Origin of the sequence: Savagea serpentis (genome assembly GCF_015351395.1) — a bacterium.
GTDB lineage: Bacteria > Bacillota > Bacilli > Bacillales_A > Planococcaceae > Savagea > Savagea serpentis.
In genome coordinates this window covers 1-682 of sequence record NZ_JADKPV010000018.1, presented here as the reverse complement: position 1 = coordinate 682, position 682 = coordinate 1, and the positions used below count along the sequence as shown (strand labels likewise).

General features: G+C 45.5%; 4 tRNA genes and 1 rRNA gene. All 5 read right to left on the bottom strand.

What is annotated here, in order from left to right:
• Positions 1–39: 39 nt before the first annotated feature.
• Positions 40–115 (bottom strand) — tRNA-Val (locus IRY55_RS13370).
• Positions 116–120: 5 nt separating this feature from the next.
• Positions 121–195 (bottom strand) — tRNA-Glu (locus tag IRY55_RS13365).
• A gap of 26 nt (positions 196–221) precedes the next feature.
• Positions 222–313, bottom strand: a tRNA-Ser gene (locus tag IRY55_RS13360).
• 5 nt (positions 314–318) lie between these two features.
• Positions 319–393: transfer RNA gene (locus tag IRY55_RS13355), tRNA-Asn, on the bottom strand.
• 44 nt (positions 394–437) lie between these two features.
• Positions 438–553 (bottom strand): 5S ribosomal RNA (gene rrf, locus IRY55_RS13350).
• Between the last annotated feature and the right edge of the window lie 129 nt (positions 554–682).

The following is a 682-nucleotide window of genomic DNA, read 5'->3' as shown; positions in this document are numbered from 1 at the left end:
ATAATCCACTCCGCGATAATAATTAGTATGAATGTCTAATGGTGGAGGATGACGGGTTCGAACCGCCGACCCCCTGCTTGTAAGGCAGGTGCTCTCCCAGCTGAGCTAATCCTCCGAAAATGGTGACCCCTACGGGACTCGAACCCGTGTTACCGCCGTGAAAGGGCGGTGTCTTAACCGCTTGACCAAGGGGCCTTACTCAATAGAATCTCTTTGAAATCTGGCGGAGAGCAAGGGATTTGAACCCTTGAGACAGTGTATACCGCCTACACGATTTCCAATCGTGCTCCTTCAGCCGCTCGGACAGCTCTCCAAGAATGGCTCCGCAGGCAAGGCTCGAACTTGCGACCGATCGGTTAACAGCCGATTGCTCTACCACTGAGCTACTGCGGATTAATTAGAAGTTACACGTTTTAATAATAAATTGAGAAAATCTAGACTAGCAATGTCCTACTCTCACAGGGGGAAACCCCCAATTACCATCGGCGCTAAAGAGCTTAACTACTGTGTTCGGTATGGGAACAGGTGTGACCTCTTTGCCATCATCACTAGACTATATTATTTCTCAAGACATATTATATTATATCAAATATCTTATAATATGCAAGTGTTTTTTGTAAATAAAACACTCAAAACTGAATAAAACGGACATCGGTCACAACGATTGACCGGATTGTACATA